Origin of the sequence: Klebsiella sp. P1954, from assembly GCF_018199955.1 — a bacterium.
GTDB classification, from domain to species: Bacteria; Pseudomonadota; Gammaproteobacteria; order Enterobacterales; family Enterobacteriaceae; genus Klebsiella; species Klebsiella pneumoniae.
Genome location: NZ_CP073373.1, coordinates 4816778 through 4843776, shown reverse-complemented (window position 1 = coordinate 4843776; position 26999 = coordinate 4816778). Strand labels below are relative to the sequence as shown.

Genomic DNA, 26999 nt, shown 5'->3' with positions numbered 1-26999 from the left:
CAATCTATGGAAGCAGTAGATAGGTCAACAATAGATTTTATTAGAAAAATCATCCATGAGTTAGAAATAATAGGTGATTGGGACAGAGGATTTCATTGGAGCTTTCTAAGGGAATTTCCTGACGAAAAGAATATAGAGTCTTATCTTGAAATAATATTTGAACTTGAATCAATGATCGAATTTCATTTGGAAAAGCTCTTACAACGACAAGAGAATGAAATACGAATAAATGGAAAAAATACTAAAATAAATTTTAAAACTCCGTTACCATTTTATCACGATGTTATTGATATCATTCCTATTTACAAAGATGCTATCTTACTTGAAGACCATAAACTGCTTGTGCCTCAAGAATCAATACCCAATATATGTTATCTCCTACAAATCCCAGGTACAAAAGAAGGTGTTGCGGTTGAAAACCATAATTTTGGATATCACTTCCACTATTGCAAGGTAAAAAAAGGGACATTAGAAAGAACCAATCTTTTATTGACTTTTGATCCCGCTTTTAAAAAAACAAATAAGAAACCAAAGCCTGATTTGTTCGGTGAATACCATGCAGAAGGGAAAAACAAGAAAATAGACATGGAAACAATTGGGGAAAATAAACGATATCCTATATATTTAGTTTGTCATGATGCAGGGCAAAAGAGAGGATTGAGTAATTTTAAAGCGCCTAGCAACAAGTCAAAATTATTTATTACAGGTTAATTTAAAATACCCCCCCCTTATGAATTAGGGGTGGTTTTATTAAAATATTATCATCCCTTGTAACAAGGGATACAAATGAAGTACGAGTCCAGTCAATTTGAAGAGCCCGCTCAGGGAAACCTGAGCGGGCTCTTGCTTTGGTTTGATTGGTGAATCGCTAACAGACTCAAATTTTATCCATCAAATAACGATGCGTTTTCGATGCCGTGCTGGCGGCTTTGAAATTAGAGCGTTTGTCGTTTTTCATCGCTTTTAACAGGTAGCAAACCATCTTTCGGCCCAGTTTCAGTCGCAGGTGATGATTTACCTGTTCATTGGACTAAATTATGGAAGATGCATTGTGCCTTAGGTTCAGCATTGGAAGGTGTCACAATTATCGGCGTTTTCTTTTACTGGCTGTCCACAGATTGGATCACGCATTTATTCCCGACTACCGTAAACCGGCCCCTCGCATTCGCTCCTCCAGTTCATCCAGAAATGGGGAACGCCCTAGACGCATAGGGCCGTAGCGACCATCAACAAAACCGGAATACAGCATATGCACCTCGTCCCGTGCGCGGGTCAGCCCTACATAGAAAAGACGACGGCTTTCACGCAGCTTCTCTGGCGCCTCATTGCGCCACGGCAAATTCCCCAGATCCAAGCCGACCATGATGACCACGTCATATTCGCAACCTTTTGCTGAGTGAAGTGTCAGCAAATTGAGGTGCTCAGGTGAACCGTCACGACCACCTAGGCTCGTGATATCCAACATCGCTAACGTACCGCCTTCGGCAAGTGCAGCAGTCATGCGATCTAGTTGCTCAGCCTGATCAGAAAGCGTCGGCTCAGTTGCCAGCAGGGAATCAACGAGACCGTTGCGCAAAGATGCGACAAAATCGCACGCAGGATGTCGGTCTGCACGAAGCGCCCAAAGCAGCCTAGTTAATTCCTGCCCCTTACGCCGGGCGCATGCATCATCCAACCTTGCCCGATGAAATGCTATATAACGGTCTATCAATCCGCGCAGTTGAGGGTGCCCAATACGCCAACCGCCAGCACACCATGCCGCACAATCCTCCACCCAGCTCGTCAAGGTAACCTTGCGATAAGGTGCTGCGGTGTCCACACGAATGTAATCAAAACCGCCAGCTGTCACCGCATCGGCCACCACATCGCCGGCACGGTAGTCCTTGTACAGAATGGCGATGTCACCCAGCGTTCGACCCGGCTTAGCGGCCAACGCAGCAGGAATAATCTGCGCAACAGCATGGACAGCCTGATCCACCAAACCATCCGGGCACAGCTGGAACGCAATGGTTGTCTGGCGGTTCGGGTCGTTTGCTCGATAACCACGAACCTCACCCAACACCATCTCCGATGCATTGACGATGCCCGCCCCTGATCTATAGTTCAACTGGAGCCGAACTGTTTCAACGTCTCTCCTGTCTGCCAGTTCTAGAAGTAACGCACCATCGGCACCAGTGAAACCGTAAATCGATTGGTCTGCATCACCCACAACAAATAAGCGTACGCCTCCCTCGAAAGCCAGGCGTTTAACCATACGGTGGAGCGCCACGCCCAAATCCTGATATTCATCCACAGCAAGGATCGGAAATTTCGCCTGTACTAGGGGCAGAACCCAATCATGCTCAATGATCAGACGCTGGCCGAATATCACCATATCGTCGTAGTCTATTAGCCCTTGCTGGCGCAATGCTACTTCGTAGGCCTCGGCCCATGCAGCGAGCTCCTCCTCTGCACGCCAGGCAACGCTATTGCGATTCAACACCGAACGGCGATGCCGTCCGAGATCAATAGCCTTATAGGGATGGTTTGCGCCAAATAGACGGTCACCAGATTGTCGAAGTAACCGTTCGCTCTCGCGCTGAGACACTACTGACAGCGGAAATGGGATTGGCAGATCGGCAAGTCGTCCATAGGGCATCAACAGATGGCGCAAGCAGAACCCATGAACGGTTCCAATAAAGAGATTCGGTGCCTCTCTGAGCCCCAGCGCTTCGAGACGACGGGTTAACTCGCGTGCGCATTCTTGGCTATATGTGATACATGCCGCACCACGTGGAGCTTGAACATCCTCAGCCAGGATTCGGGCCAGCTTCAGTACAAGCGTCTTTGTCTTACCACTCCCTGGTCCGGCGAGCACCACGCAGTGTCCCTGGGAGTGATACGCGGCTAACTGGCCCGGATTTCCGGCCAACTCGGCAGCCTGAGCTAAGTAGGCTGCACTGACACTACGTGACGGCATCGCAGATATACTCCAGTGCTTCACGAATGTAATCCGGGCAATTATCCTCCGACACCGAAGGTGCCAGCGCCTGGGCGAACCGCCCTTTGCCAATTCGCTCAATCAGTTTCAACAACCGGACGATATCAAGCTGGTCCGTGTCATCCACCCATGCCTGTATCCGATCTAGGGTAACTTGCGCCAGCGACAATTCCCGCTCAATTACCGACTGCATGGCTTCGGCCAATCCACCGGTAAACAGCTCAGGCTCCAGTGTGATCTCATTGACGAAGCATCCATACTCCCCAGCACGTGCAATCACCTCATCGGTATCCATATCATCATGGTCAACATCTCCCTCAAGTACGCCTAAAATATTGATAAGTCTTCTACGAACCAGAGGCTCTCTACCCGCTATAGGATCGCGATCTGTCAGAATCACATGCGGAATATTGAGCCCGTGTGGCCCCAATAGCTTCACATACGGAGTGAAATTTGTTCCACCGATGGAGCACACCGTGATCCCAAGCATATCGAGGGGAATATCAAGAGCATCGGCAAATGCCGGGACAAGATAACGTTCGGCATCTCCTTCCACTAGGATTACACCACGTGAAAAGAATATTTCACCACGGGTGACGTCAATATAGCGCTGCAAATCATCTTCGTCCCGCCGCGAAAACGGTGCGTTCGCAGTTGAAACAGCAATTGTTTTCTCGTCCTCTGAGTCATAACGCAGCAGAACGATAGATCTGACAGGCGTGACGCTGGCAATATGTGGGGAGTGGGTGGTCAGGATCGTTGTCAGCGGCGTCCCTTCATCATCATTCCCCCCATCAGTACCCAGGAAATAACGGTACACCAGACGCTGTACGTGCGGATGCAGGTGCGCTTCCGGCTCCTCAACTACGAAAAACGTATGGTCTCGTTCTCCATCATCGACAAGACGATCAAGTTCGAGGCTTTTCAGGGCCAGAAAAATCAGATTAGCCGTCCCCAGACTGGCATCGCCAATGCCACGAATGCCACTGTCAAGCAGCAAGCGCAGGCTACGTAGTAGCGCATCAACGCGAGTCGGTGCAAGTCCTAACGATAGCGGAACGGCATGTTGCTCACCTGCGATAGCAACCAACCGTTCGCTAATTCGTTCGGCTGTTGCTGCCACCTCATCATGATTAGCCAGTTCCTGCTGAGCCTCATCAACCTGGGTTTGAATCTCCTCACGAGTCTCGTCGTCCAGAGATGCGGATAGTTCTTCAATAAGTGGTCTTAAGGGTGAATTACGCCAGCTTGAAAGATCCTTCTCGGCATCACGCAACGCGCCTTGAACATCGATGGGTAACATACGGCGAAACGCACCACCAATATGCATGTCAGGATCAGCGCCACCGAAGATCACATACTCATAATCTTTTAACGACTCAGGAGCTCGATTTAACCCGGTTTTGGGCTGAAAGCGATAGGTAAGACGGGCCACCATCGGAGGTCCCGGATTAAGGACACAGTCATTCAGGTGGGCCATCAATCGGGGATCGTCAGTGAAATCAGTAAGATCCACTGAAATTTCGATGGTCTCCCCCAATTTTTCTTCGCCCAATCCATCCCAAAAATGTTCAAAACCCAGTTGACGGTCACGCTCAGACAACCCTGGGTCAAGAATCAGCTGCAGGCCGCGAATAAAATTGCTCTTGCCAACCTTGTTTTCACCAACAATAACAATACTCTCACCCGTTTCAACATCAACGTCAGAGAAGTTGGCGAAATTAATTAACCGAATTCGGGAAATCCGCATAACTGCCTCCCTATCTTTTTGATTATCTTCCAAAATAAGAGTAGACTTCAAACCGCAAGAGACTGCCTAGCACGACCAAATCTGCTGAGGGGTACAGTTGCGATCAAAACGGTTTTTGGCCATTGCACATTTTTTGCTGATCAAATCTATTCGTCCGAAGAAGGTAAAAGTTCATCGTAACAGAGAGCTAAACCATGCCTATGATCCATCTCACAAAGCGGCATTTTGTCGTCACTGCCTTGCTCAGTGGTTGCGCGACAACCTCCTCGCCTCCCCTGCCTTCCCCCACTAAGGATGTTTCTCTTGTGCTTGAAAATGCTGAGCCCGGTTTATTCCCGACGTACCGTATGGGCACTACACTCTTTTAAAGCTGGTACCTGATGTAGCGCAGCTCGGCCTAATATTGAAGGTAACCGGCGTGACATTGCCGGAAGACTCCCGCGCTACCGTTGGTGACGGTCTGCGAGGCGCGCTAAGGCGAAGCGGCTATCAACTCTGCGAAACGGCACAATATCAACTGGGAGTAGGTCAATGTTTCCCAGGACATCAGGTATAATGGTTCTAAACCCTCATGTCTATAGCGTGCATGCTGCCTCCTATCCTGCTAAATATTTTAGAGACTCGGCTTGGTAGGGAGTGATTTCTTCAAATGAAAGTACTACTTACTTAATGTCGAAAAAATTTTAATTGCTTGGGGATTTACGCCTTATTTGTCCACTAAATATTAGTCGGTCATAAAAAACCTTCAATATCAACAGTTGGATACCAACTATGATGATAGTGTTAGTGGAAAACTGCAAGATGCGGTTTATCAATGCCACAGGGTAAAGGAAAAGTAACTTCTGGCACTCGAAAAATTACCACTAGTGGAAAACTGGACTTAAAATAACAAGATATGTGTAAGGATGCCCACGTCTAATACTGTACAGACAACAAAACTTCTTAAACACTGTCTTACACAGGGTAGATACTTGCATGGCTACGTTTCATTTTTGAATACAAAACCTATACTTATACATTTCAAAATGTCATAATAACTAAAAGTTGTAGCCTGTTAATTTACAATGAAATATTCAACCAGATAATTTATTAAAGAATAACTTAGCAGAAAGAGTCTTTAAATGAAAAATAAATTCAGCATTTGTTATATTATAATAGATAAAAACGAGGGAGAGTCTTTTTTTCTAAGATCATCTAATTACCTACTTAAATTATCACCTTTATTAGGAAGGATTAATAACTTACCAATAAGCATACCTGAATTACTTTGCGAGAAAGAAGAGAAGATAAGAATAAGAACTAGCGGCATATACCCCGGAAGAGTAATACATTTCATAAAAGATTATAATGAGATTGAAAAATTACCTTATATTTTTAAAGTTGTTTTCATAGATGAAGAATTCCCCAACGCGGAGAAAAAATGCGATACTATACTATATATCTCAATAAATCAAAATATTGCAATTGAGAATACCATCATACATGAAGAAATTAATATCGACGTACTGAGAAATTTTTTCTTCTCCAAAATTAAAGAACAAGATTCGGTTTATACCAACCTACCTGATACTTATAAACAAGAACACATAGAAACCGATATTAACATAGACGAGAATATTTCTACCTTTTGCAATATAAAAACATTAGAATCAATAAATCTCATTCTTAACCCTAAAAACACTTGTAATAAAGGCAAAAATAAAAATATTGAAACATCAATCAATCTTATAAATCACATTAAGAATGAAATAAAAAACAACATGCACATTGAATTATCAATACCAAGTGCAGATTATTTAATCACTGATTTTACCATTGATCTGGAGTATTCTATAAATGCAAAGAAATACTCAAAGCATACATTAATGAAAAATCAAACCATAGACTACGAGCTGATTTCCGACTCAATCTCATATGCTAAAACAACAACAGACATTGATAGTTTACATTATAACAATTATATCACTAAATATCGGAATGAGTTATATTTCAACAGTCTATTATCATCCATTTATGCTTCTTCGACATTAACTCCAGAAATAAAAATAAGAATATGCAACAATGATCTTTTCAGCTTAGTTTCAGACATTGGTAAAAACATTAGAAATAATAACATATCAAAAATACAAAAAATGATAAAGACTTTCTCATCTGAAGTAATTGATAAATCTGACACTATGTTTGATTATTTTTCTAACACATTAAATAAGAATATAAAAATAATATCAAACTTCCCTTTGGAATGGACTAATGTAAATGGCTTACCGTTGATGATAAGGCATAACGCAAGTCGTATATTCAACACCCCAGGTTTTATAAAACAAAACATCCTTCTTAATAATAACGAATTTTCAATGAGTATAGATAGTTTTAAAAAAATATTAGTCATCAGCTCCTTTAAAACTGGGGACCGTATAAGTAATGATATAAAAAATGAATTGCATCGGGTATTAAAAGAATGCAACGACCCTAGAATTAATTCTGTAGTCAATGAAAAAGTTTCTAGTAAGGGGTCTTACATCCCGAACTTTGAAATGGAAGTGATATTTAAAGATGTCACAAATAAAAATGAGCTAGTGGACGCTTTGAATTCCTTTGAATTCGCTCTTGTGATATTCGATATGCACGGTGGACATGACTGTGATGGGCATGGATTCCTTGAGTTATCTGGTGAAATTTTGTACCCTTATGAATTAATGAGTTTAGCAAATATCCCACCAATAGTCGTATTAAGTGCTTGTGATACAAGCCCAGCCGATAGAAATCATTTCAATGCAGCAAATGCTTTTCTATGTGCAGGCGCAAAAACGGTACTGGCTAGTACATACCCCATATTAAGCAGAGACGCGGCAATCTATATAGGACGATTATATAAACGCTTAAGATACTATTTACCTGAAAGAATTTTATCCACAAAAAAAAGTTTAAGGTGGTCAGAGTTCATTACGGGACTTAATCGCCGAGTTTATTTTGATTATTTCTTAATGTACATTTTCAGAAAGTATAAGATTAATGACAACTCCATATTAATAGAATTACGAAATCACATAAATATTGCATTAGAAAATCACCCTCACGATTTTTTAGATGGGGTTTATTATTTCTTTGAAAATTTAACAGACCTATCTAAAAACCAAATTAGTGATGAACTTAATAACCACTTCTTGTTTGCTGAATGCCTGAACTATGTGCAAATAGGCTCTCCTGAAAAAATTTTAATTTCTGCAGAAGATATAGGCATAGAATAAAAAACTTACTGATATAGAATCAGCAGATAAAACAACCTGTAGATCTTAGAATGCAAAGGAGATTGGTTCAGGTCGTACAACAACTCAATCTTCATGAATTAAGAAGCGAGAACCAAATGTACCAGAATGATCACCAGCTTCAATTGGTGGTCACTCTGGTGGTCTTGACAAAAGGGTAATTCAGGATTAGCTTAATTATTAGCCAGTTACTGGTAAAAGCGATCCCAGTCAGAGGAGCCAAATTTAAAAAGCCTGCTTTCGAGCAGGCTTTTTGCTTTTCAGCGCCGGTACTTCTGCCGGAAGGCGAATGGCCACCCTCCGGCGATTGCGGCTTTAGCGTAAACTCTCTTCCTTCAGATCTATCTCCCGCAGCACCTCATAAAAAGTGATATCGCTGATGTTATGGGCGCGGCGCAGCCGGAACAGCTCCTGACGCTGGGCGATAATGACCTCTCGTTGCATATATTTCTCCAGCCTGGCGCGCTTAGCCAGCTCCAGCCCGACATCCTGCCCCTCGTCATTGTCGTTATAGTGAAGCCGCCGCTGATAGGTTTCGAGCAGCATATTGCCGGCATCGGCCCGCAGGGCCTGCTCACTGGGATCCTCCACCGGCTCGTCCAGTAGCGCGTTAAGACGGTTAATGGCCACCTCGGTCATCACGGCGCCAATGTCGTCCTTACCGGTGTCATGCGGTAGATCATCGGCAAGATAACGAGTCATAAACGGCAAACCGATAGCCGCCACCACCAGCGACATCAGGATCACTGCCATCGAAAGAAAGATCAGTAGTTCACGGCCCGGGAACGGCGAACCATCTGCCAGCACCACCGGCAGCGTCAGAATACCGGCGAGGGTCACAGAGCCCTTCACTCCCGCCAGCGCCATGACGGCGAGGATACTGAAGCGTGGACGGACGGTGATGGCCTTGCCCCGACGTTTGCGGCGAAAAATTGTCAGCTTCATCGACAGCCATACCCAGGCGAAGCGCATCAGACCAAGCGCCAGGGTGATGGCCACGGCGTACAGCAGCAGATACCAGGGCGAAGAGACGCCGGCCTGGCTGGCTACCGCCGGCAGCGTCCTGAGCATGCGCGGCAGCTGCTCGCCCAGCATCAGAAAGATCATCCCGTTGAGGGTGGTCTGCAGCATGGACCATACCGCGCTGCTTTTCATGCGCGTCGCCGGAAGCCGGGGCCCCGACAGCTGCTCATAATGCATCGCAATGCCGGCGGCGACGGCGGCAAGAATGCCCGAGACATGGAACGCCTCGGCCAGCAGATAGGCGGCGAAAGGGATAAGCAGGCTGATCAGGATCTGGATGGCTGGCTCCTCGCGGGTGCGCCGAACCAGAAAGTTATTACATTTGCCGGTGACCCACACCACCACGAGGCCACTGAGGATGCCCCCGAAGGCCATCAGGAAAAATTTCACCACCGCGTCTCCCGGGGAGAAGCTGCCGGTCAGCACCGCGGCGATGGCGAAGTTAAAGGCGACGAGGCCTGAAGCATCGTTTAACAACGACTCCCCTTCGAGAATATGCGCCATCCTTGAGGGAAGCGGCGAGCTGGCGGTCATTGCCGATACCGCCACCGGATCGGTAGGCGACAGAATAGCCGCGAGAGCGAACCCTGCCGCCACGGTGATAGCCGGGATCAGCCAGTGAATAAACAGGCCAATACCGAGAATAGTCACCATCACCAGGCCTATCGCCAGCGATAAAATCGGCTTCATATCGCGGAAAAAAGCGTCTTTGGGGATGCGCCAGCCATCGAGGAACAGCAGCGGCGGGATAAACAGCAGTAAAAAAATATGCGGGTCAAAATCGACCTGAAAGCCACTGGCGGCCAGCGCGGCGCCCGCGGCGATTTGGATCAGCGGTAGCGGCACTTTAACGGGCAGAAGATGGGACAGGAACACGGTCACCACGATGGCCATGATAAAGACCAGCACGATAGCAATTAGCGACATTCATCCCCTCCTCTGACGGCAATATTCATTCTGTACATCAGACTGTTAATCCTTTTTCGCAGGTGTTGTTTCGGTAACAGATTATTTACCCAGTCACCGATAATTTAAGACAGACGTCATTGTCTGCCGGCGATAATATTTAAACTGAGGTGGCAACCGGTGCCGGATCAGGGGTGACAATGTCTTTTATCAAGCCGCGTTTGTCAATCCGCTATCGTCTGCAAATCATCGCCGGCCGGCATTCCGGGGAGAAGTCCTCACAGGACTGTCGACCGGGTACTTCGCAAATTAGCCTCTTCACATGGACAAAACCACTCAACCGCTCCAGCCCCCCGCTGTTTATATATTTCCAATATTATTAATTCGTATTATGCATTGTGAATATGGATATTAATGACCAGTCTAATATACCCGGCAGAGTTATATTTCGTGCCCCCGCCGGCAGTGCGAACCACGTATTTGCGATAAATAATTCTTAACGCCCCCCCATTTCAGGATGATTGGACAGCCAGCCTTACGCTACGCGCAATGCTTGCCCTCCCCCTGAATTGGGCGTACCCTGACAAACAATTAAACCACACGGTCTAAATCATGAATCCCAATACCTCCACCGTCCTGAAGCCCCGCCGCGGCCGTCCACCCAAGGTCGATCGCCAGTTTGACGATACGCGTCAGGCGCTGATTCGCTCAGGCCTTGAAGTGCTGACCGAAACGGGCTATCTCGCGGCGGGTATTGATGCGGTGATCAAGAATATCGCCGTGCCAAAGGGGTCGTTTTATCATTGCTTTAAAAGCAAAGAGGCCTTTGGCCTCGCCGTGCTTGCCGCCTATGGCGACTTCTTTGCGCATAAATTAGATAAATTCCTGCTGAACGACGCCGTGCCGCCGCTGGAACGGATGGCGGCCTTTGTGCGTCATGCCGGTCAGGGAATGGAGAAATTCCAGTTTCGCCGCGGCTGCCTGGTGGGCAACCTGCTGCAGGAAGCCCCGTTGTTACCCGAGACGTTTCCCCAACGGTTGATGGCTATCCTGTCGGCATGGGAGTCGCGCGTGGCGCGCTGCCTGCGCGAAGCGCAGGCAGCCGGGGCCATCGCCAGCGACGCCTCACCGCAGGCGCTGGCCCAGGTGTTCTGGATCGGCTGGGAAGGCGCGGTGATGCGCGCCAGGCTGGTCCAGTCTGCCGCACCGCTTAACCAGTACTGGGATTTTTTTGCGCACAGTATGACAACAAAAACACCTGCACAGGACGGCGCTAGCGCCGATAACCCCCTTCCGACGAGGAATACTCTGTCATGAAAGCATTAGTTCTGGACCAGATCGACAACCGCACCGTCGCCACCGTCAAAGATATCGACCTGCCCGCTCTTGCCGAAGGCGACGTCCGGGTCGCCATCGACTGGTCGAGTCTCAATTATAAAGACGCCCTGGCGATCACCGGCAAAGGCAAAATTATCCGTCAGTTTCCGATGGTGCCGGGCATTGATTTTGCCGGTCAGGTGAAAGAAAGCCGCGATCCGCGCTTTGTTCCCGGCCAGGCCGTGATCCTCACCGGCTGGGGCGTGGGCGAAAACCACTGGGGTGGCCTGGCCACCGAAGCCTGCGTTAAAGGCGACTGGCTGGTTGCTCTGCCGGAGACGCTCAGCGCGCGCCAGGCAATGATCATCGGCACCGCCGGCTTTACCGCGATGCTATGCGTTGATGCTCTCGTTAGTGCGGGTGTCACCCCTGATAGCGGGGATATCCTGGTCACCGGCGCCAGCGGCGGGGTCGGCAGCACCGCCGTGGTGTTGCTCAAAGCCCTTGGCTACCGGGTGACGGCCGTATCGGGCCGGGAATCGACACACGATTACCTTCGCCAGCTGGGCGCCGATACGATCCTGTCGCGCAGCGACTTCGCGGAGACCCGTCCGCTGGAGAAACAGCTGTGGGCGGGCGCGGTGGATACCGTTGGCGGCCCGGTGTTGGCCAAAGTGCTGGCGCAAACGCAATATCGCGGCTGCGTCGCCGCCTGCGGTCTGGCCGGGGGCTTCGATCTGCCGACCACCGTGATGCCGTTTATTCTGCGCAATGTGCGTCTGCAGGGGGTGGATTCGGTGATGGTGCCGACCGCTGAACGCGACGCTGTCTGGCAGCGTCTGGCCCAGCTTCTGCCGGAGAGCTACTACCAGCAGGCGGCCACTGAAATCACGCTGGAGCAGGCGCCAGCGTATGCCGCAGATTTCCTCAGCAATAATATTCATGGTCGGACGCTGGTCAATATCGGCCAGTAATCCTCTTCTCCCGGCGCCCGTGCGGCGCCGGATCCCGAGAGGGATCAAGGCATATCATTTCCTTCCCCACGGGATTATGATGACGCGAACGAATAGCTCTGCGAGTGGTAAAAAAAGTAAATGGATGTCATAAGCATCATTATGGCGGCGGGCAAGTCGTCCGTTGACGTCGCGCTGTATACGCTGTTGCCGATCATGGTGATCATGCTGATCATCATGAAATACCTTGAGGTCCGCGGTATCCTCGATGTGATTGTTCGCTGGGTGGCCCCGCTGCTGAAGCCCTTCGGCTTAACCGGGATGAGCGCCTTCGCCCTGATCCAGATTAATTTTGTCAGCTTTGCCGCCCCGCTCGCCACGCTGTCGATTATGGATAAACGCGGCGTCTCGGACCGACAAATGGCCGCCACGCTGGCCATGGTGTTCGCCATGGGGCAAGGCAACGTCTTCTATCCTCTTACCCCTTTTGGTCTGCACTGGCTGGCCTCGATCGTTATCTCGGTGGTCGGCGGCCTGTGCGCGGCCGCCGTCGCCTGGCACGTCACCGGACGGCGCTTATCGGTCGCCGAGAACCCCCGCGCGGAAGCGCTGCCGAACGCCGAGCAGAACAGCCAGGGAATTCTGGCCGTGATTAACAGCGCCGGCTCCGACGCCATCCGCCTGGCGCTCGGCGCGGTGCCAATGCTGATCCTGTCGTTAACCATCGTCGGGCTGCTGCAGGGCGCCGGGGCTATCGACCTGCTGCAGCAGCTGCTGAAGCCGCTTCTCAGCTGGCTGCACATCCCCCAGAACTTTGTGCTGCCGGCGCTGGTGAAGTGCGTTGCCGGGGGCACCGCCTACTTTGGCGTCATTTCCGAGCTGATCCAGCAGGGCAAAGTCACCGTGGACCAGGTCAACGCCTCGGCAGGTCTACTGATCCAGACCTTTGATCTTCCCGGTATCGGCATTTTTCTTGGCATCAGCTCACGGTTTGTCCGCCTGTTCCGCTTCGTGGCTCCCGCGGCGATCGTCGGTATCCTGCTGCGTACCGTTCTGCACCTGATCCTGTTTTAATGCCTCTGCTCTGGTCTGCGCTTTCAGGCAGGCCGCCACCGCCGCCTGTTCGCCGCAGACGATGCGCTCATCGACGCGCGTCATCATCCATGGAAAGAATGGATTGGAGGTGACGCGCATTAACGTCTCCAGCCCCACGCTCAGCGTCCCGGTCTCTCCGCGCAGTGAAATGGTGCCCAGGCTAATGCCGTAGCGGTTCTTCTCGTCCGGCTCGCGACCATACAGCGAGTCGCTCAGGGGAAACGGCACCGCCACATGCGACAAAGAGTACATATCCGCCGGCCAGGCCAGGTGTAAAGGATAACGATGCTCTTCCCGATCCTGGGCCAGCGTGGTCCGGGCGACGGTCTGCAGCGTGTGTGCCGTCGCGTTGGTCACCACCGTGGTGGTATAGGCCCGCGGCGCCGGGGGCAGCAGCGTATTCACCGCCGCATAGAGCGCAGGGCGAAACAGGACCCGGAGATCCGCCGCCTGGTTAATATCGAACACCACCAGCTCGCTGCCGTTATCCGGCAGATAACGATACAGGGACTCCACCACCGCGCGGGTGCTGACCGTGGAATCCATCACCGACTGAAAGGTGAGGATCGGCGGCAGCGCTTTCAGCTCGCCCTGCCGGGCCGCGCGGATAATCTGCTGCTGCAGCGCCTGGCTCAATAACCACGATTGTCTCGCCGCCTTGACCGGAAAGGAGTTGTACTTGAACGGATTAAACTCAGGCGCCACGTTCAGCCAGGCCGCGCGGGCGAACGCCGGGAAGACGGACGGTAGCCCGGCGAGGCCGGCGAAACGGGCAAACGCGGTCACGCCGATCATCGGCGACAGCAGAATGATCTGCTGCGGCTGGCGCAAGTGATTGTCTTCCAGGCTATCGAGGGCATACTTGAGCGCCAGCGCGCCGCCGTTAGAGTAGCCGACCAGATGCAGCGGCACGTCCGCCCCGGCAAGGCGGGTCGCTTCGCGTACCGCCAGACGCGTCGCCGCCAGCCAGGTCTCCCAGTCAACCGCCGTTAACGCCCCCGGCGCGGTGCCGTGTCCCGGCAAACGCGGCGCCACCGCCACATAACCCCGCTGCTGCCAGAGTTGCGCCAGATAGCGCACGCTGTAGGGCGAATCGGTCAGGCCATGGAGGAGCACCACGCTGCCGCGCGGCTTGCCCAGCGGCAGCAGCACAAAAGAACGGTTCCAGTCCTGCTTAAACTGCCCCGGCCAGACCCGGCTGTGACGATAAAAGCGGTTGACAGGGGTTTTATCTTCCTCCGGCAAAGCCTCTGTCACCTCACGCTGGAGATCGGCGAAAATCGTCTTCTCCCGCGCCAAATACTGGGCAAAGGTCGCCTGGTCGATCTCTTCGGCCGACATCTCGTTGCCACTCCAGGTATGCCAGCGATGCAGGGCCGGGCCGCGCTGGGACTCATAGATCCGCCCGGCGAGAAAGACCACCAGCAGCGCCAGTACCGCAATGCTCCCTTTTTTCAGCAGTGAGCCGATAACGGCGTCCGACGTTCGCCAGTGTCGAAATAGATGCTTCATGACGCTCTCTCTTATATTTATTGCGTAGCCGGACTTATCAGCCCTCTTCCTGACAGGCTATTCTCACGGTCTGCTTTTCAGCATAGTCATCGCTTCCTGCAAATTAAACCCGGCAGATCATTGCCCCCCGGCATAAAAAAACCTAGCGCACAGATCAACAATCGGTTGCGTATTTTTAAACACTGCATAAACCAAGGGGATAATCTTATTGTCAGATTTTTAAGAAACATGAATTATCGACGCACATGTCGCTATGAGAGGATAAAAAACAGATGGAGTGGTGGGTAAAAAAAGTACAGGACAACGCTTCGGCCAGCCTCTGCCGCGTCGTGCTTCAGAGCGGTGCGCTGGAGATGATCGCAGAGATTGAAGCCTGTCGCCTCCGCCTGCGGGAAGGGGATAAACTCACTCCGCTGGCCGATGCGCGCTATTGTCTGAATAATAATCCGACGCAAACTTTGAAGATTCGCAACGCCACTCATTATAGCAGCGAGCGTTGGACAAACGCCGGCAAATAACACGAGCCCGCTCCCTTTACTGGTTATGGTCTGAGTATCGTCGCATTTGACAGATAAATTCTCCTTCGCCCTTTTCCCGCTGTGACATACTATCGGGAATGTCAGCAGACCTGAAACAAGGAGCGAATCATGAATATCAAGGCCGCCAGTCTGACCCCGGAACAAGCGCTTGCCGAGCTGGAAGCACGCTATGAAGCCTCGGTCACGGCGTTACGCAAAGCCATCGGCGACTATATCGACCATAATACGCTCCCCGATACCGAAGCCCGCGCGGAAGGTCTTTTTGTCTATCCGCAGCTGTCGGTCTCCTGGGACGGCGCCGATCATAAAGCCCTCAAAACGCGCGCCTGGGGACGTTTCACCCATGCCGGTTGCTATACCACCACCATTACGAATCCGAAACTGTTCCGCAACTATTTGCTGGAACAGCTGACCCTGCTGTACCAGGACTATGGCGCGCATATCAGCGTCGAGCTGTCGCAGCATGAGATCCCCTATCCTTACGTGATAGATGGTTCCACCCTGACACTCGACCGCTCGATGAGCGCCGGTCTGACGCGCTATTTCCCTACCACCGAGCTGTCACAAATTGGCGATGAGACCGCGGATGGCCTGTTCCATCCCACCGAGTTCTATCCGCTGTCGCACTTTGACGCCCGCCGCGTCGATTTTTCGCTGGCGCGTCTGCGTCACTACACAGGCACGCCGGCGGAACACTTCCAGCCCTACGTGCTGTTCACCAACTATACCCGCTACGTGGATGAGTTCGTCAGCTGGGGCTGCAGCCAGATCCTCGATCCCGACAGCCCCTATATCGCTCTCTCCTGCGCCGGCGGGATCTGGATCACCGCCGAGACCGAAGCGCCGGAACAGGCCATTTCCGATCTGGCGTGGAAGAAGCACCAGATGCCGGCCTGGCATCTGATCACCCACGACGGCAAAGGGATCACCCTGATTAACATTGGCGTCGGCCCGGCCAACGCCAAAACCATCTGCGATCATCTCGCGGTACTGCGGCCGGACGTCTGGTTAATGATCGGCCACTGCGGCGGCCTGCGCGAAAGCCAGGCCATCGGCGACTATGTGCTGGCCCACGCCTATCTGCGTGACGATCATGTACTGGATGCGGTGCTGCCGCCAGATATTCCGATCCCCAGCATTGCCGAAGTGCAGCGCGCCCTCTACGACGCCACCAAGCAGGTGAGCGGGATGCCCGGCGAAGAGGTTAAGCAGCGGCTGCGTACCGGGACGGTGGTCACCACCGACGACCGTAACTGGGAGCTGCGCTATTCCGCTTCGGCGCTGCGCTTTAATCTCAGCCGGGCGGTAGCTATCGATATGGAGAGCGCGACCATCGCCGCCCAGGGCTATCGCTTCCGCGTCCCCTACGGCACGCTGCTCTGCGTCTCGGACAAACCGCTGCACGGTGAGATCAAGCTCCCCGGCCAGGCTAACCGCTTTTACGAGGGCGCTATCTCCGAGCATCTGCAGATAGGCATCCGGGCGATTGACCTGCTGCGCGCCGAGGGAGATCACATGCACTCGCGTAAGCTGCGCACCTTCAACGAGCCGCCGTTCCGTTAATCGTCGATGACGTGGGAATCGTGAGATAAACGCTGACGTTACCCGCCAGGGAGCGTCAGCGTCCGGATAAGCGAAACAAACGACCCGGCGGTGTTTGTCCACGGAAGAAAGGCGGTAAACAGAAAAGCAAAAAGCCTGCTCGAAAGCAGGCTTCTTAAATTTGGCTCCTCTGACTGGACTCGAACCAGTGACATACGGATTAACAGTCCGCCGTTCTACCGACTGAACTACAGAGGAATCGTGTGAACGGGGCGCATATTATCGATGACGCCCGGCGCTGTCAAAGCCTGTTTTCAATAAAATGAATCGTTTGCCGAATTATTCTTCACTTTGCGCAAAAAATGGCGTTTAGCCTCGCAAACGGCTCAGCTTTCCTCCGATGAAGCCTTCACGCGCGGATATTTCCACAGCCAGCGGCCGCTCACCATGCGGAAATAAAACAGCACGCCGCGCACCGCCCAGTCGAGCACCATCCCTAACCAGACGCCAATCACCCCCATCCCCAGCACGATGCCCAGGGTATAGCCCGCCACTACCCGGCAGCCCCACATGCCGAGCATCGACACCCACATGGTGTAGCGTACGTCACGGGCGCCTTTAAAAGCGCAGGGTAAAGTCCACGACAGCGACCAGATCGGCATAAACAGGGCGTTGAGCCACAGCAGCTGTTTAACCACTTCTTTTACATCTTCTTCATGGGTGTAGAACGAGGCGATAAAGCCGGCGAAGGGGGCGCTGCCCCAGGCGATCAGCGTCAGAATGATCGTCGACAGCCAAAATACGTGCCAGGCCTGGAATTCAGCCTGACCAATCTGCCCTTTTCCCAGCCGCTTGCCGGTAATGATCGTCGAGGCAGAGCCGAGGGCGTTGCCCGGCAGGTTAATTAGCGAGGCCACCGAAAAGGCGATAAAGTTGCCGGCGATAACGTTGGTGCCCATCCCGGCGACAAACATCTGGGTCAGCAGCTTGCCGCCATTGAACAGGACAGATTCGATACTGGCCGGAATGCCGATCCCCATCACCTCCCAGATAATGGCGAAGTTAAAGGGTTTGAAGTAGCCCTTCAGCGACAGCCGCAGCGCCGGATTGAGGCCCACCATCAGCACCCAGATCGTGGCTATCGCGCCAATATAGCGGGCAATGGTCAGCCCAAGCCCGGCGCCGACAAACCCCAGCCCCGGCCAGGAGAAGATGCCGTAGATGAGCACGCTGCTGATTAAGATATTGAGGATATTCATCCCGCCGTTGATCAGCAGCGGGATTTTGGTGGTGCCGGCGCCGCGCAGCGCCCCGCTGCCGATCAGCGCAATCGCCGCTGCCGGGTAGCTCAGCGCCGTCAGTTCCAGATAGGTCAGCGCCAGGTCCTTGACCTGGGCGGTGGCATCGCCGGCGACAAAATCAATAATCTCCTGGCCAAAGGCATGGATCACCCCCGCCAGCAAAATGGAAAACAGCGTCATAATAGCCAGCGACTGGCGCGCGGCCGCCCTCGCCCGCCGCCGATCGCGCTTGCCGAGGCTAAAGGCCACCACCACCGTGGTGCCCAGATCGATGGCGGCAAAGAAGGACATGATGACCATGTTAAAGCTATCGGCCAGCCCCACCCCGGCCATGGCCTCTTTTCCCAGCCAGCTGACAAGGAAGGTGCTCAACACCCCCATCAGCAGCACACAGGCATTTTCCAGCAGAATGGGCACAGCGAGAGGGCTGATTTCGCGCCAGTACAGCACACGATAACGCTGACGTTTTTTAAACCAGGATGTCCGTTCGACGGCCTGGCGTACGGCGGAGGTGACGTTCAAGAGAGACCTTAGTGAGAAATGTTGAAACAACATTTCAAATGATGATTGAGAAATGGATATCCTGCAAAGTATTTTCCGTAATAATTGTCGGAAATGACAACAAATTGTCGATGTAAGCGGCAGTTGCACCTGAACAGGCGAATTGATGTTTGACAAAAGTTTTTTCGCCGCTAAGATACGACTCCACACGATTCCTCTGTAGTTCAGTCGGTAGAACGGCGGACTGTTAATCCGTATGTCACTGGTTCGAGTCCAGTCAGAGGAGCCAAATTTAAGAAGCCTGCTTTCGAGCAGGCTTTTTGCTTTTTTGCGTCGCTGACGTTAACTCAGCATCGCATCCAGCCTGGCAAGCACCTCGTTGACAACGACGTCAGGTATGCGTTCCAGACGCTTGCCGTTCCGGGCCGCCTCCCTACGCCCCGCGTGTCCTCCGTGAACGCACCCCAGCTCAGCCTGAAAAAGCGCCTGCCAGTAGGATGAATTCACTACCGTTTGCGGGTGAGATAGCGTGGATTATCCACTCTGTCTAACGTTATACCCGGAGGCACCATGAACCTCAGACAACAGCAACAGCAGGCGTTCGATCGCAGCGGAGAACCTCTTATCGTCGGCAACGTCAGCCACTGCCCGCTGCCGCCGGAGACCCTCGCCGCACTGGGCCCCGATTCCCCCTATGTGGTGCAGGTATACGGCTCAGGCCTGACCGGCGAGGTTTATCGTCTGCGCATCGCCGGCAAGGAGTACAATTTAAAGAAACGTCGCGCCGTCGCCGGCGTTGCCAACCTCAACGGCCAGCTGTCGTTTTTAAATGAGGTACAGCGTCGGCAGGCATTGCAACAGCTGAAGGATGACCCGGTCACCGCGCCGCGCTTCACCCACATCGTCCCAACGCTGTATGCCGATTATCGCCTCGGCATCCTGCTCTCCCCCTGGATCGATGGCGAGCCGATACACCAGTTAACCCCGCCGCTGATCGCCCAGCTATTTACTACTCTGGAAGCCTGCGAAGAACAGGGGCTGATGGAGTGGGATCTCTGTAGCGGGAATCTGCTGGTGGACCGGCAGGAGCAGCTGTGGCTGTTCGATTTTGGCTATATGTATCCCTTCGACCCGCTGAGAGAATTCAACAGCAATGGTCTGGCCGACCCGCTGTTCCACTTTGTCGAACGTTTTGAGACTCGCTTCTTTTTTAGCTGGCTGATGACCAGGATCCCTGACGCCGAACAGCAGCTGGCGCAATATCGCGAGATGAAGCGGCTGGCGGTCGAAAGCTACCGCCGGAAGCTGGTCTGGCTTCGCGCCCGGCGCGCTGACCCGCTGGTGCAGGCTCACTTTCAGCAGTTGACGGCGCGCTGGGAGTCGGCGCTGGCTGACCCTGCCGCGCTGAGCCGGCTGTTTGCCGTAGAGGCCTTTCGCTCACATGTGCTGGATATTGAAGACGACCTGCATGGTCAGTCCTGTACCTTACTCACCCTGCAACGCATTGACTGGGTGATAAACCAGCTGGAACAGCATTATCGCTTTATCGCCGACGAAGGCGGCCTGTTTTACGATAACGAAGGGAAATCGCAGCAGGCGCTGCTCAGCAGCTATGCGCAGAAGCGGCAGCAGGCGCAGCAGTACCTGTTGAAGGCCACCGCCGCGAAGGATTAACGGCGCTCGCGTCCCTGCTTCTGCTTCGCCTGGTACATCAGGCGGTCAGCGGTGGCCACCAGCGCGTTGAGACTGGGATGGCTGGCGGGATCATATTCGACGCAGCCCCAGGAGAACGCCAGCTGCCAGGGATTGGCCGCCTGCTGGTTGAAACGCGCCACGTTGTGGCTGAGCGTCTCCATCGCCGTCGCGGCATCGTGGCGGCTGGTATTGGCGAACAGAATGATAAATTCGTCCCCCCCCTGCCTCGCGAGGATATCGGACTCGCGGAAGGCCGCTTTCATCAAGTCGGCGATGGCGATCAGCGCGCGATCGCCCTCTTCATGCCCCCAGGTATCATTGATGTGCTTGAAGCGATCGAGGTCGACAAACGCCAGGCTCACCGGCTCATGGCGGCGCTGGGCCGTCAGCAGGGCATACTCTGCCAGGGTGAGGAACCCCCGGCGATTAAACAGTCCCGTCAGCTCATCCGAGGTTGCCGCATCCAGCACCTTGAACTCATCCTCCACGATCGCCGCCAGATCGCTTAAGATCTGCATTTCATGGGCGGAAAACGATCGCGGCTGGTGATCCATCAGGCAGAACGACCCGACGGTCGCGCCATCCGGCAGTTGCACCGGATACCCGGCGTAAAAGCGGATAAACGGCGCCTCAATGACCAGCGGGTTATCGTGAAAGCGCTCGTCCTGCTGCATGTCGTTGACGATAAGCGGGTCGGTTTGCAGAATGGTATGGGCGCAAAATGAAATATCTCTCGGCACCGTGTCCACATCGAGACCGGCACAGGACTTGATATGCAGGAGATCTTCCCCCACCAGACTGATGGACGCCACCGGCAGGTTATACAGCGAACGGGCAAGCCTGGTCAGGCGATCGAAGCGTTCTTCTTTTCCGCTATTCAACAGCCCGGAAGAGCGTAGCGATTGCAGGCGACGCTGCTCGTCGGGATGAAGTCCGGCTAATTTCATTGTCTCTCACTTGTCTCTTGCGCAGAATTCCGCCGGGTTTCCGCAGAGAAACCCGGCGTTTTATCCTGCGAGGGGAAAATAGTCGTCAGGTACCCCATGAGTTAAGCAGATTTCCTCTGCACGTCAACCGGCGCGCCCCAGGCGACTGGCGCCCAGGGCGCTGGCGGAATGCCATTAACGGCACTCTGCCCGGCAAATAGGGCAGATCAGGCGCGGATAAACGCCAGCAGATCGGCGTTGATAGTATCGGCGTGGGAGGTATGCATCCCGTGCGGGAAGCCAGGATAAATTTTCAGCTGGCTGTTCGGCAGCAGCTTGTCCTGCAGGATGGCCGCATTTTTATAGGGCACCACCTGGTCGTCATCTCCCTGCATCACCAGCACCGGCAAAGTGATCGACTTAAGGTCTTCCGTCTGGTCGGTCTCTGAAAACGCCTTAATGCCTTCATAATGGGCTTTGGCGCTGCCGATCATCCCCTGTCGCCACCAGTTCTGGATCGTCCCCTGGGATATCTCTGCTCCATCACGATTGAAGCCATAGAACGGGCCAGAGGCGACGTCGAGATAGAACTGGGCGCGGTTCGCCGCCAGCGCTTTGCGGAAACCGTCAAACACCTCGATCGGCGTCCCGCCCGGATTCTGCTCGGTTTTCACCATTAGCGGCGGGACGGCGCTAATTAACACCGCCTTCGCCACCCGCCCCTGCGGCTGACCGTAGCGGGCGACGTAGCGGGCGACCTGGCCGCCGCCGGTGGAGTGCCCGACGTGGACCGCATTGTGCAGATCCAGATGCTCCACCACCGCCGAGACGTCCGCCGCGTAATGGTCCATATCGTGCCCCTCGCTAACCTGATCGGAGCGGCCATGACCCCGACGATCGATAGCGATGACCCGGAACCCTTCGGCAAGGAAAAATAACATCTGGTTATCCCAGTCGTCAGCGCTTAACGGCCAGCCGTGATGAAAGACAATCGGCTGAGCTTCCTTTGGTCCCCAGTCTTTAAAGTAAATGTTGACGCCGTCTTGGGTGGTGACAAATGCCATATTACAGACTCCTCTTTCAGGATAACCAGCCCGCAGGCCCGTGCCTGGGCTGAACGCCGACGGCGGCCGGCAGGAGTGCCGACCGCACAGGAATGTGATGCCTGTAACAGTGTAGAAGATATTTAACGCCGGGCGGGACAACTTACCCTGTCTCGCTTGATTCGCCGATCCTGGACCAGACCGCGTCTGGTATCAGGCCGCACTCTCCTGCTGGCGGATCCGCACCATCAGCGCGCCGAGCAGCGCCCAGTCAAGCAGCACGGCGAAGGCAAAGCAGACGCCATGGCGTCCTCCCCCCGCAGTATGCCAGGTCAGCAGCGTCGCCGCGATGGCGATAGCTACGCTCAGCACCGTGGCGCCGCTGACCCGCATCCCCGGCAGCGCCGTCCTACCCGCCGCAATGCGCCAGGCGACAGCCGCTCCCGCCCCACCGCACGCCACGCCCGGCAGCAGTGCCGGCCAGTCCTGCCCGCCATACCAGGCCACCAGCGCCAGCAGCCAGCCGGCCGCTGACAGCAGAAAGGCCCAGCGCGTCGCCGCCAGGGGTGAGCGATAAAGCCAGGATTGTCCGCGTGTGAATCCCCACCCGACGCTAAAGGCCGCAATCAGCGCCGTCAGCAGACTCAGCGTGCCGGTCACCCCGATAACCGGGGGCATGATTAACAGCAAGGCCCCGGCGGCGATGACCACGCTAAGGGCGATAGCGCGGCCGCGGGGGTCGATCGTTGCCGCGGCTTCCGCGGCGGTGTAGCGGCTTACAACGTGCATAGTTGACTCCTGACAGATGAAGATACATGAATTTAATTCATGTCATTGTCTTTACATTCCCGTAGCCTATCGCCACAATATCGCCTTACACAAACGCATAGTTTTCAGCCATAGATGAGAAAAACTCAGCCATGAGACCACCCCGTCTGCCGCCGCTGGGGGCGCTACGCGCTTTTCATGCCGTCGCCCGCCACCGCAGTTTTAAACAGGCCGCCGAGGCGCTCGGCGTCAGCGCGACGGCGGTCAGCCATCAGATTAAACTGCTGGAGTCGGTGCTGGAGTGCCGGGTCTGCGAACGCAGCGCGCAGGGCGTCAGTCTGACCGCTGATGGGGAGATCCTTTATGCGGCCACCCAACGCGCCTTTAGCGCCCTGGAACAGGCCGTCGTCCAGATCGCTCATGCCCGTCAGCCGCCATCCTTAACCGTCACCACCACCTCCAATTTTCTCACCCACTGGCTGGTGCCGCGGCTGGCGGATTTCACCGCCCGCTTTCCGGCTATCGACCTGCGGCTACACACCAGCGTCGAACGAGTGGATCTGCATCTGGGCACGGTAGACGCCGCGATTCGCTATCGTGAAAAGCCGGAGCCGGACCTGTACTGCACGCTGCTGTATGAGGATCGCTTTATCGTGGTCGCCAGCCCGACTCTGGGCCTCAGCCGGCCTGAAGATCTGCAGCGGGTGACGCTGTTTCACGTTGCCAACCGGCGCGTGCCAGCTGATTCGCCTAGCTGGGAGAACTGGCGTCGGCGCTATGGACCGCCGACGCTGAATATTGATGCGGGGTTAACCTTTAGCGATGAGACCCATGCCCTGCAGGCGGCGGTGGCCGGTCAGGGAGTGGTGATCGCCAGCGAACTGCTGGCGCGGGATCTGCTGCAGCGCGGCGTATTGTCCGCACCGTTCAGCAACGCATTGCCTGGCGCCCGCTACTACCTGGTCACTACCGAAGCGGTAGCGCAGCGGGCGGATATTATCGCTCTGCGGGAGTGGCTGCTCAGCCAGATGGCGTCGGGCGACGGCGGCCATCCGACTGCGGGATAGCGGGCTTACCAGCCGCAGACGTTGGTCTCTTCATCGGACTCGTAGCCGCGAACGATATTGATCAGATCCTTCACCGCATCAGCCGCGGTGAGTGGGTCGCGCAGCGCCGCCAGCGAGGAAAAGGTTTTATCAACCGAGACGCCGTTATTATTATTGGTGACCGTCAACAGAAACTCCCCCTCTTCCCTGTCGTCCGGCAACTTGCTCAGCAGGTCATTAACGGCCTCCACCGCCTGCTGTGGAATATACAACACCATTGGTTTAAGAAATATTTTTTCCTGCTTCTGGTGAAGTCGGCCATTCTCTAGCGCTAAGGTATAACCTTTATTTTCACTGGTCATCTCTTGTTATCCCTCGATGAGAATTTTTGGATCAACATAAAAGTCGACATTAAAAACCGTGTCCTCTGAGAGGGCCTCAATACAGTGCCACTTCTCCGGCGGAAAGACGCCAAACTGGCCGGCTTCAATAGTCAGGGTTTCAACGGGCTCGGGGCTGGTTTCATCGGCATAGCCGAGATAGCGGATCGCCCCCTGCATCACCGAGAGACGAGGGTAGACGCCCTGCCGGGTGCCGGCATCCAGATGGCGGCGCCAGATAGAGGCCGGGGCGGTCTCTTTGGTCCACAGCGGCGTGCTGCGGGTGTGAACGTAATGGGTGGGAATAATGATTCGCTGCATGATTGTGCCTCACTTTACCGTCTCAAACGCAACGTTCAGAAATAGCCTATATGATGCATATCATATACCCCTTTTAAACGTTAAGGATATTATTTTGTTGTGGAATTTTACGCCTACTCCTTTTTATACCTCGCAGGGATTAGCGCTAAGAGAAAATAAAAAAGGCGATTTCAGGATCCTGAAATCGCCCGGGAGAATAAAAATAAACGCGTTAAAAATTTGTTAGCGCAGCGGACTCGGTTTGCCGATTAAATATCCCTGAACCAGGTCACAGCCCAGCGCCTGCAGCGAAGCCAACTGCTCTTCGGTCTCTACACCTTCCGCCACAATGCGCATATGCAGGCTCTTTCCCATGCTGATAATCAGGCGGACGATATCCAGATCGTCTTTTTGTTCCGGAATATTGATGACAAACGAGCGGTCGATTTTAATTTTATCGAACGGGAAGTAGCTTAAACGGGACAGGGAAGAATAGCCGGTACCAAAGTCATCGATGGAGATCTGAATGCCCAGCTCGCGCAGCTGGCTGAGAATTTCCAGCGAACGGGTGTTCTCATTGAATACGTCCGACTCGGTGATCTCCAGATCAAGACGTCGCGGATCGAGGCCGGTCTGATGCAGCACCTCGATAATGGTGTCGGTCAGCGATGTATTCATCAACTGAATTGGTGAAACGTTGACCGAGACCTTCAGCGGCGTCGCCCAGCTGGCCGCTTCGGCACAGGCGGTTTTCAGCACCCATTCGCCAAGGGCATTAATAAGACCGATTTTCTCTGCCACCGGAATAAACACCGTCGGCGGCACGGCGCCACGCACCGGATGGAACCAGCGAACCAGAGCTTCATAGCCGTAGATTTCGCGCGTGACGGTATCGGCGATCGGCTGATAGTAGACTTTGAATTCGTCATGGGCCAGGGCCTGCAGCAGATCGTCTTCAAACGATTTGTTCTCCTGCAGGCGCTGCAGCATCCCCGGCCGGAAGATTTGCACATGGCCGCTACCCTCTTTTTTCGCCTCATACAGCGCGAGGTCGGCGCACTTGTACAGATAATCGGTACGACTTTCACCGTCAGAGATCACGATCCCAATGCAGGCGTCGATATTAATCTGCGCATCGTAGATCTGATAGGGCTGGCTGATCTTCTCCCGGATAACATTGGCCCGCTCAAGGGCCATCTCCTCAGTGAGATCGTAGGAGAGCATCGCAAACTCATCACCGCCAAGGCGATACAGCGTCTCGGAGGTTTTGCGGAAAAAAGAGAGGCGACTGGCCAGATCCTGCAGCAGCTTATCGCCAGCATCATGGCCAAGGGTATCGTTCACATCCTTAAAGCTGTCGAGGTCGAAAAGCATCACCACGGCGCATCCCTTATACGGACGCACCTGGTTGACGATCTCCTGCAGCCGCTGCCAGAAAGAGAGACGGTTGGGCATACCGGTCAGCGAATCATGGTAGGCATCGTACTGCAGTCGGCGGTTCTGCACCTGCAGCTTCTCTTTCGAGGCCTGCAGATCGTTGGCCAGCGTTTTCATACGAACATGGGCGCGACGCAGATTATTATTCTGTCGGAGCATCAGCAGACCGAGAGTTATACACATGGCGATCAGCAGAATGGAGATCACCGAGTAGATATAATAGAGATGCTGGATTTTATCATGGGTGATATTAACGATATTGATATCTTGCGTCAGGGTGGCAGCGGCTATTGAGGTCAGCGGACCATCCAGCTCGCTTAACACCGGCAGGATCTGTCTGACCTGCTCCGGCGTCATGGTATCAACTTGTTTATCGAGCAGATGAAGATTACGAATCAGCGTCGCAACCACCGTCTTCCGCTGCTCGCTTTTATTGATAAATTTACCCAGATCGCCCTCCTGCAGAAGCTCGATCTGGCTCATCATGATCTCAAGACGCAGGCGCACCTCATCGTGGTCCGCCCCTTCGGCCCCAATCGCCATTCCCGCCAGACGAGACTCCAGCCGCATATATTCCGACACCATTTGCGACATTGACCACGAGTCCGTATAGCGGGTAAATTTTTGCAACTCACTTTGTCGCTCATGCACCAGATAAGTAATATATCCGGTGACAACAAATAACGACAAAATAATAGCCGTGAGTATTCGATTCAAGA

21 protein-coding genes, 2 tRNA genes and 3 pseudogenes are annotated in these 26999 nt (G+C 53.5%); 11 read left to right on the top strand and 15 right to left on the bottom strand.

The annotated features are described in order from the left end of the window. Positions 1-6 precede the first annotated feature (6 nt). Complete coding sequence (locus KB890_RS23265) at positions 7-711, top strand: hypothetical protein (RefSeq protein WP_049202859.1); 705 nt, start codon at positions 7-9, stop codon at positions 709-711. Between the two features lie 166 nt (positions 712-877). Here the strand turns inward: KB890_RS23265 and KB890_RS27855 are convergent. From KB890_RS27855 to KB890_RS23255, 3 genes and pseudogenes are all read right to left on the bottom strand, one after another. Continuing rightward, positions 878-967, bottom strand: a pseudogene (locus tag KB890_RS27855) (hypothetical protein); the annotation flags it as partial. Positions 968-1141: 174 nt separating this feature from the next. Beyond that, a complete protein-coding gene (locus KB890_RS23260; protein ID WP_049016890.1) occupies positions 1142-2959 on the bottom strand; it encodes an ATP-dependent helicase in 1818 nt (605 codons plus the stop codon). Next, complete coding sequence (locus KB890_RS23255) at positions 2946-4730, bottom strand: ATP-dependent nuclease (protein ID WP_021551862.1); 1785 nt, start codon at positions 4728-4730, stop codon at positions 2946-2948. The genes KB890_RS23260 and KB890_RS23255 overlap by 14 nt, the downstream gene beginning before the upstream one ends. Positions 4731-5851: 1121 nt before the next feature. Between KB890_RS23255 and KB890_RS23250 the strand changes: the two genes are divergently transcribed. Then, the gene (locus tag KB890_RS23250) at positions 5852-7978 is read left to right on the top strand and encodes a CHAT domain-containing protein (RefSeq protein ID WP_049243950.1); all 2127 of its coding nucleotides are present in this window, start codon (positions 5852-5854) and stop codon (positions 7976-7978) included. A gap of 333 nt (positions 7979-8311) precedes the next feature. Here the strand turns inward: KB890_RS23250 and KB890_RS23245 are convergent, their stop codons facing one another. Beyond that, a complete protein-coding gene (locus tag KB890_RS23245) occupies positions 8312-9946 on the bottom strand; it encodes a Na+/H+ antiporter (RefSeq protein ID WP_004148971.1) in 1635 nt (544 codons plus the stop codon). Positions 9947-10537: 591 nt separating this feature from the next. Between KB890_RS23245 and KB890_RS23240 the strand changes: the two are divergent. The 3 genes and pseudogenes from KB890_RS23240 (at position 10538) to KB890_RS23230 (ending at position 13269) form a co-directional block, all read left to right on the top strand. Next, a pseudogene (locus KB890_RS23240) lies at positions 10538-11363 on the top strand (TetR/AcrR family transcriptional regulator). Continuing rightward, positions 11254-12216: an MDR family oxidoreductase gene (locus KB890_RS23235; RefSeq protein ID WP_228298338.1), complete on the top strand. Its 963-nt coding sequence runs from the start codon at positions 11254-11256 to the stop codon at positions 12214-12216. Before KB890_RS23240 ends, KB890_RS23235 begins: the two are co-directional and overlap by 110 nt. A gap of 120 nt (positions 12217-12336) precedes the next feature. Beyond that, on the top strand, positions 12337-13269 hold the full coding sequence (locus KB890_RS23230; RefSeq protein ID WP_004184763.1) for a nucleoside recognition domain-containing protein: 933 nt from the start codon (positions 12337-12339) through the stop codon (positions 13267-13269). Here the strand turns inward: KB890_RS23230 and KB890_RS23225 are convergent. Next, positions 13180-14802 (bottom strand): alpha/beta hydrolase, encoded by a 1623-nt coding sequence (locus KB890_RS23225; RefSeq protein ID WP_022631350.1) that lies wholly within the window; start codon positions 14800-14802, stop codon positions 13180-13182. The genes KB890_RS23230 and KB890_RS23225 overlap by 90 nt on opposite strands. Before the next feature lie 272 nt (positions 14803-15074). Between KB890_RS23225 and pmrD the strand changes: the two genes are divergently transcribed. Beyond that, the gene (gene pmrD / locus KB890_RS23220) at positions 15075-15320 is read left to right on the top strand and encodes a signal transduction protein PmrD (protein WP_004141189.1); all 246 of its coding nucleotides are present in this window, start codon (positions 15075-15077) and stop codon (positions 15318-15320) included. Positions 15321-15449: 129 nt separating this feature from the next. Continuing rightward, positions 15450-16904, top strand: coding sequence for an AMP nucleosidase (locus tag KB890_RS23215; protein ID WP_004148975.1), 1455 nt, complete (start codon positions 15450-15452; stop codon positions 16902-16904). A gap of 161 nt (positions 16905-17065) precedes the next feature. Here KB890_RS23215 and KB890_RS23210 read toward each other — a convergent pair. The 3 genes from KB890_RS23210 to KB890_RS27850 form a co-directional block, all read right to left on the bottom strand. Then, positions 17066-17141, bottom strand: a tRNA-Asn gene (locus KB890_RS23210). A gap of 128 nt (positions 17142-17269) precedes the next feature. After that, positions 17270-18706: an EmmdR/YeeO family multidrug/toxin efflux MATE transporter gene (locus tag KB890_RS23205; RefSeq protein ID WP_004151469.1), complete on the bottom strand. Its 1437-nt coding sequence runs from the start codon at positions 18704-18706 to the stop codon at positions 17270-17272. A 34-nt stretch (positions 18707-18740) separates the two neighbouring features. Next, positions 18741-18893 carry a DUF5951 family protein gene (locus KB890_RS27850; RefSeq protein WP_004217523.1) on the bottom strand — a complete coding sequence of 51 codons (153 nt, stop codon included), beginning with the start codon at positions 18891-18893 and terminating at the stop codon, positions 18741-18743. 5 nt (positions 18894-18898) lie between these two features. On the opposite strand from KB890_RS27850, the gene KB890_RS23200 reads away from it, so the two are divergent. Continuing rightward, positions 18899-18974: transfer RNA gene (locus KB890_RS23200), tRNA-Asn, on the top strand. Between the two features lie 53 nt (positions 18975-19027). Here KB890_RS23200 and KB890_RS23195 read toward each other — a convergent pair. Next, positions 19028-19114, bottom strand: a pseudogene (locus tag KB890_RS23195) (type II toxin-antitoxin system PemK/MazF family toxin); the annotation flags it as partial. Between the two features lie 141 nt (positions 19115-19255). On the opposite strand from KB890_RS23195, the gene KB890_RS23190 reads away from it, so the two are divergent. Further along, the gene (locus KB890_RS23190) at positions 19256-20359 is read left to right on the top strand and encodes an AarF/UbiB family protein (protein WP_022631349.1); all 1104 of its coding nucleotides are present in this window, start codon (positions 19256-19258) and stop codon (positions 20357-20359) included. Here KB890_RS23190 and KB890_RS23185 read toward each other — a convergent pair. The 3 genes from KB890_RS23185 to KB890_RS23175 form a co-directional block, all read right to left on the bottom strand. Further along, the gene (locus KB890_RS23185; RefSeq protein ID WP_002911798.1) at positions 20356-21327 is read right to left on the bottom strand and encodes a sensor domain-containing diguanylate cyclase; all 972 of its coding nucleotides are present in this window, start codon (positions 21325-21327) and stop codon (positions 20356-20358) included. The two genes, KB890_RS23190 and KB890_RS23185, sit on opposite strands and share 4 nt — an antisense overlap. Positions 21328-21533: 206 nt before the next feature. Then, on the bottom strand, positions 21534-22370 hold the full coding sequence (locus KB890_RS23180) for an alpha/beta fold hydrolase (protein WP_004180471.1): 837 nt from the start codon (positions 22368-22370) through the stop codon (positions 21534-21536). A gap of 192 nt (positions 22371-22562) precedes the next feature. Continuing rightward, a complete protein-coding gene (locus tag KB890_RS23175; protein ID WP_016532101.1) occupies positions 22563-23138 on the bottom strand; it encodes a hypothetical protein in 576 nt (191 codons plus the stop codon). Positions 23139-23269: 131 nt separating this feature from the next. Here KB890_RS23175 and KB890_RS23170 point away from each other — a divergent pair, with 131 nt between their 5' ends. Further along, complete coding sequence (locus tag KB890_RS23170; RefSeq protein WP_022631348.1) at positions 23270-24184, top strand: LysR substrate-binding domain-containing protein; 915 nt, start codon at positions 23270-23272, stop codon at positions 24182-24184. A 5-nt stretch (positions 24185-24189) separates the two neighbouring features. Here the strand turns inward: KB890_RS23170 and KB890_RS23165 are convergent, their stop codons facing one another. Together KB890_RS23165 and KB890_RS23160 are read right to left on the bottom strand one after the other, a co-directional pair. Next, entirely contained in the window at positions 24190-24525 is a 336-nt protein-coding gene (locus tag KB890_RS23165; protein ID WP_002911862.1) for a DUF1869 domain-containing protein, read from the bottom strand. Positions 24526-24531: 6 nt separating this feature from the next. Then, a complete protein-coding gene (locus tag KB890_RS23160; RefSeq protein ID WP_002911866.1) occupies positions 24532-24864 on the bottom strand; it encodes a TehB family protein in 333 nt (110 codons plus the stop codon). 97 nt (positions 24865-24961) lie between these two features. On the opposite strand from KB890_RS23160, the gene KB890_RS23155 reads away from it, so the two are divergent. Further along, positions 24962-25090, top strand: a complete 129-nt coding sequence (locus KB890_RS23155; RefSeq protein ID WP_004144110.1) for a hypothetical protein — start codon at positions 24962-24964, stop codon at positions 25088-25090. Here KB890_RS23155 and KB890_RS23150 read toward each other — a convergent pair. Further along, a complete protein-coding gene (locus KB890_RS23150) occupies positions 25087-26997 on the bottom strand; it encodes a putative bifunctional diguanylate cyclase/phosphodiesterase (protein ID WP_016831855.1) in 1911 nt (636 codons plus the stop codon). The two genes, KB890_RS23155 and KB890_RS23150, sit on opposite strands and share 4 nt — an antisense overlap. Positions 26998-26999: the final 2 nt, after the last annotated feature.